The organism is Chamaesiphon sp. VAR_69_metabat_338, from assembly GCF_031423935.1.
GTDB lineage: Bacteria > Cyanobacteriota > Cyanobacteriia > Cyanobacteriales > Chamaesiphonaceae > Chamaesiphon.
Map to the genome: position 1 here is coordinate 1 of NZ_JANPGM010000474.1, position 4,921 is coordinate 4,921.

5 protein-coding genes are annotated in these 4,921 nt (G+C 49.0%); 1 reads left to right on the forward strand and 4 read right to left on the reverse strand.

The features are described from left to right. The 4 genes from RMO84_RS13135 to crtD all read right to left on the reverse strand — a co-directional run. The coding region (locus RMO84_RS13135) for a site-2 protease family protein (RefSeq protein WP_310488904.1) at positions 1-1,436 on the reverse strand (1,436 nt) is incomplete at its 3' end. A gap of 240 nt (positions 1,437-1,676) precedes the next feature. Further along, the gene (locus tag RMO84_RS13140; protein WP_310488905.1) at positions 1,677-2,204 is read right to left on the reverse strand and encodes a DUF4330 domain-containing protein; all 528 of its coding nucleotides are present in this window, start codon (positions 2,202-2,204) and stop codon (positions 1,677-1,679) included. A gap of 204 nt (positions 2,205-2,408) precedes the next feature. Continuing rightward, positions 2,409-2,633, reverse strand: a complete 225-nt coding sequence (locus tag RMO84_RS13145; protein ID WP_310488906.1) for a hypothetical protein — start codon at positions 2,631-2,633, stop codon at positions 2,409-2,411. 55 nt (positions 2,634-2,688) lie between these two features. Continuing rightward, a complete protein-coding gene (gene crtD / locus RMO84_RS13150) occupies positions 2,689-4,230 on the reverse strand; it encodes a C-3',4' desaturase CrtD (protein WP_310488907.1) in 1,542 nt (513 codons plus the stop codon). Between the two features lie 376 nt (positions 4,231-4,606). Here crtD and RMO84_RS13155 point away from each other — a divergent pair, with 376 nt between their 5' ends. Beyond that, on the forward strand, positions 4,607-4,822 hold the full coding sequence (locus RMO84_RS13155; RefSeq protein ID WP_310488908.1) for a hypothetical protein: 216 nt from the start codon (positions 4,607-4,609) through the stop codon (positions 4,820-4,822). Positions 4,823-4,921: the final 99 nt, after the last annotated feature.

Below are 4,921 nucleotides of genomic sequence, written 5' to 3' on the forward strand. Positions count from 1 at the left end.
AAAAATAGTGCGAGTAAGCCCCACGCCGCGCGTGTATCGTTGGGTTCGGTAATCTCATCGAGACTCGGACGCTCTAGTCCCCGTTGCAAAAAGCCCACCAAAATCAACCAATAGAAAATCACCAGATTAGCGGGATTGAAAAAGGCTACGAAGCCCAAAATCACAAGCGTAATCAAAGTGCTGCGTTGAGCGGTTTTGCGACCGTAGATCGCCTGGACGATGCGGCCACCATCGAGTTGTCCGGCAGGCATCAGATTGAGCGCATTGATAACCAACCCCAACCAGCCAATAATTACCAGCGGATGAATCCACAGCGTTGACTGCTGAATCGTGGCACCCAAGACAATTTTGGCTAAAGTACCCACCAAAATCGAACCTTGGAAAAACTGGGAAGGCATCTCTAAGCCACTGCCAGCATGGGATAGGAGCAACCCGCCGATCAGCATTGCCAACGAGATAATTCCGCCAGTGGCGGGGCCAGCTAAAGCGATATCAAACAGCGTACTGCGATCTGGTACCAGCGATTCAAATTTCGTAATCGCACCAAATGCGCCAATTTGGCCAGTGGGGAGAAAGAAGGGCAGACTGAGTTTGACTTGGCGCATTCTAGCCAAGATCTGATGCCCAGCTTCGTGGGCGATGAGGATCGTCCAGACGCCCAGCACTAATGGTAAAATTTCGCGGAATCGATCGGGATGGGCGTAAAAATCAAATCCTACAAATACACCCATTGCTTCTAAACTGGTGGCAATAGTTGAGACAAAGAGGATGACAGCAAGAATTTGTTGGCCGACGGTTGCCGCTTGCGGGTCGCTGCTGCTGGGTAAAACGACTACGACCGGACGTTCTTCGGGATCGGAAACCATAAATAGACGGTATTTTTCGCCGACTTTATCGCGCAATTTAGCCGTCAGTCGCTGATGGACTGTAGCCGCTTCACCGCGTAAGTTGCCTTTGAAAATTGCCCCCTGCTGATAAGCCAACGTTTCAGTTGCATAAAAGGTATCAATGCCAAAAATGCCTTTAATCGCGCTTAAATCTGCTTCGGGCATCGTCATCATGTCCAACGCGATCGATAGGGCTTGCGCGCCAGTTTCAGTGGAGTCGATCGGTTGTTTGCTTTGGTACTCGGTCTGACGCGCGGCAATTTTGGCGACTACTTCGGGATCTTCGGCGGCAGTGCGGACTTGGGTACCTAACCAAATATACAAACCTGTGGAGATGACTAGTAACAGCAATACGCCCGCGAGATTGATGTACAAACCAGCAGCTAGTGCCCCAAAGCTCAACAGCCAAGGAATCATCAGCACGGCTGATTGCAACCATGATAGAATCCCGAATTTACCCAAGTCTCGATTCCGATAATAACCCCACCCCAAAATACCGAGTGTGATGACTAGGAGTGCGATTGTTGTTGTATTTTCTGCTGTAATCATTGGTGATAATTAGATACTGGAGATCGGTCGCGCGATGTTCGCCACCTTTCTATAGCATGACAGCAATATTCTGTAGCGGCTAGTACGGATTGTGGAATGAGGCTTTAGGCTTTAGGCGTTAGGTAGGGAATAGGGGATAGGGGATAGGGGATAGGGATTAAAAGCAAACAAAGTAGTCTCCCAGTCTCCTATTCCCCCGTCCTGCCCTCTCCCAGTCTCACAGTCTCATCGATCGCGAGTTTACTTATTCAGGTAGCGAATATCGATGACCGTGCCGTTGAAGTTGTAATTGAGTTGGTCGATTTCGACGGAAGATCCGATCTTCATCTTGGTATTACCCAATACTAGCCCTTCTTTCGTTTTCTGACCTTTGCCTGTCACAGTGACGATCATATCGACACTATAGGAATCGGGGCGGGGATCTTTCATGGCTTTGACCGTACCATCTGCTTGGGGGATGGCTAAATTGCGATCGAGTTGACGGACGGATTTGATATCGACTTGTCCGGCTGGCTGATTGCGAATCACAAAACTCAGTTTGCTGCCTGGACTAAATTGCTGCATCAGAGTATCGGGATTGAGGACATTTAATCCTCGGACGATCACATCGGCTTCGACGGCTTGACCTTTATCTTGACCGTTAATTCGCCCGGTATTTCCAGGCGAAAGAAAAATTCCGGCGACCACAAACAACATTACTAGGACAGCACCAATGTCGAGGACGCTGAATTTACCAAATAATCTTCCTTGTCGATCGAGAATAGACATAACAATTTTGGCGGGATTTCAAGCTAGACGAAGATCGATCGTCAATTCAATGTCAGTATACAGCGATCGGTTCTGGTTTCAATATGTGCTCGATCCGAAGTCGATCGAGCAGGTGAAGATCGGCATACTTAAGCTTGAGCTAGATTGCCTCGCCACTTAAACTCGATTCTTTCCTCTGCTTGGATAAACTCGATATTAAACAAGTCAAAAAAATTGAAATTCTGATGTCTGAGCGGGAATCCATTTCACCAAATATGGTTCCCCCTCAGCATTCGCGATGGCTTCTACCAAATCCCAATCTCTCCCTGCCGCCAATAGCCGCGTAGCACTATACGCTACAAATTGGCGACGATACTCTTCTCTGAGCATCCGGCGATGTTGATGCCCCCAGCGGATAATCGCTCTTGTTTGTTCGGGAGTAGTTTTCATCAGGATCTGAACGATTTCACGATCGAATTTATTCTAAATCAATTATCTATGTAATTTAACTCCCTACCTGCTGCTCGATCTGGCGCACGACAGTTAATGCCGAATAACTAACTCCCGCCGTACCCTCGCCTGGATGGGTAGAGTCACCCACCATCCACAATCCCGCCACGGGAATCCGCGTTGCAAATCCAAATGGCCCGAATGTCGATACCCGTTGCCCGATGCCGCCGACGATGCCGCGATCGCGTCCGGTATAATGCTCGAATGTTCGGGGAGTGCCAGCTTCAGTGACGATGATATTTTCGGGCTGGAGATCGAAATATTCGCCTAATTTCGCGATCGCCACTGCGGTATATTCAGCCTTCATCGTCTCATAATCTACACCTTCGTCGTACCACCGATTCGGATCGACGAATGAGGAGGCAATAATCGTCGCTTTGCCCTCTGGGGCGCGTCCGTCACCGGGATGGCTAACGGAGACAAAGAGGGAGTTATTCTCACCGATGATGCCGTCGTAATCGTAGAGGAATTGCAGATGGGGAGGGCATTCTGCGGGAATTGCACTGGCTTTTACGCCCAGATACACCACGAAGGCCCCCGAAGCTTGGGGTAAAGTTTTGACACGAGATCGATAGCTGTCGAGTGATAGTAATGGCAGCGGAATTGACTTAGGAGCCGCATCGCCGAGCAATCTGACCAAATCCTGTGCCGTGACGTTTGCGACCACTTCAGCGGCGGTTTCCGTCCAAGTTTCGTCCGTTTTTTGGTTGCGGATCGTTACGCCTGTTACGCCAGTTTTGTCACATTCAATTGACTCCACCGTATGCCGCATCAATAATTTGCCACCATCCCGCTCTAGAGATGCCACCAATCGATCGCTCAAGACTTGCATACTGCCCTGAAGATGGTACAGTCCTTGGGGTGTCTGCGATACTCCTAGCGCGGTGGCTGCATATAGTAAGGCTGTCTCTGCTGCCGTGACTTGAGAATAGAGTTTGAGCTGTAAATCCAGAAACGTCCGCAGCCGTTTGTCGCCATCCAATCCAAACCACTTGATCGCGTCGCCGACGGTAGATAGAGTAAACGGGACGGTAATCAGCGTTCCTAACCGCAGTGCGCCGACTAGTTGAGTGACATCCCACAGATTGCGGGGAGGCAAGATCGGATCGCGGCTTTGAAACTCCCAACTCGCGTTAAATAATTGTTGTAAAAATTGCCAGAACGGCTCGCTCCCTGGAAATTGCTGCTGGCGTTCGGCTTGCCAGCGTTCGGGATCGCGCCAGACACTAATCGGGGTGGTTTCCCCTGGTAAAAATACCGCACAAGCCGGATCGCAGGGTACTGCTGGCGGTAACTCGATTTCTAATTCGCTGAAGATCCGATGATGGATGCCGCCTGGTTCTAATCCCGCAACTTGCGTCGCCCCGACATCAAAGGTAAATCCTTGCCGCTTGAATGTAGACGCACAGCCACCAGGGACGATCGCCCGATCGAATATCGTTACTTCATAGCCCCGTTTGGCGAGCAAGGCACCTGCTGTCAATCCGCCAATACCAGCACCAATCACGACAACTTTGGGAAGAGAAGATTTCGACATTTGCACGATCGACAAAAAATATTGCTGTCTTTATCTTAACATTTCTACAAGAATCGCCAAGGGTGACTCTATGCCAGCGATCGAGCGGTTGAATTTGGTAGCTGAGTGGCAACTCTCATTTAAGATTCACAATTTTTAGCGATCTTGACGATCGTTACGGGGAGGGGATTACATTCTGACACTCGGATGAATGCCCGATCGGGTGTAGTTCTAGTTTGCGAAAACGTAACGTTAGAATGTGTAGATGGAAGGAGTCGATCCAGGCTCATCAAGTATCATCCGCAAAAGCTGTTGGTTTTTAAAAATACCAGCCATATTTTTGCGAACCGCCTAAAATGCTCACTGTCCACATAGATAGAGATTAGGAGAAAAATACATGACTTTTACCTCAGTTGCATCGAAACCAGTTCTCGCCACTACTGACGATCGGACAATTCTCACTACAGCTAAACTATCTAAAGTTGCGGTTGCTGGCTCACTAGCGGCGATCGCTGGTGTTACCATTTTACAAAATTTACTCTGGATGCAAGTCTCGTCTCCAGCCGAACTGCCGACACACCACAAACAAGCGGCAGTAACCACCGTTAAATAGTCATAAATACTTTAACAAAAAGGGCGAGCATTGCTCGCCCTTTTTGTTTGTGTGGAAAACCTAGAATTCCGAGAATATTACACGTTACAATTTAGATAT

What these genes read in the sequence shown, in the direction of transcription:
- RMO84_RS13145 (WP_310488906.1), bottom strand. Translation starts at nt 2,633, where the DNA reads ATGAAAACTACTCCCGAACAAACAAGAGCGATTATCCGCTGGGGGCAT.
- RMO84_RS13155 (WP_310488908.1), top strand. Translation starts at nt 4,607, where the DNA reads ATGACTTTTACCTCAGTTGCATCGAAACCAGTTCTCGCCACTACTGAC.
- crtD (WP_310488907.1), bottom strand. Translation starts at nt 4,230, where the DNA reads ATGTCGAAATCTTCTCTTCCCAAAGTTGTCGTGATTGGTGCTGGTATT.
- RMO84_RS13140 (WP_310488905.1), bottom strand. Translation starts at nt 2,204, where the DNA reads ATGTCTATTCTCGATCGACAAGGAAGATTATTTGGTAAATTCAGCGTC.